This window comes from Kineococcus sp. AC630, from assembly GCF_979255925.1.
In genome coordinates, this window is sequence record NZ_CEEDMJ010000157.1 from 1 (window position 1) to 234 (window position 234).

General features: G+C 63.2%; 1 pseudogene. It reads left to right on the top strand.

What is annotated here, in order from left to right:
* Positions 1-234, top strand: a pseudogene (locus AC0I8G_RS26240) (EamA family transporter RarD); the annotation flags it as partial.

Below are 234 nucleotides of genomic sequence, written 5' to 3' on the forward strand. Positions count from 1 at the left end.
GTGTTATTGGGCGAGCGTTTACGGCGCCTGCAATGGTTGGCGGTGGCGCTTGCGAGTATTGGCGTGGCGCAGCAGCTATGGCTGGCCGGCCATGTGCCGTGGATTTCGCTGATGCTGGCGCTGTCGTTCGCGTTTTACGGGCTGATCCGCAAACAGGCGCCTGTAGCCGCCCTGCCCGGCCTGGTGGTGGAAACCTGGCTGTTGGTGCCGTTCGCCATTGGCTGGCTAATGCTC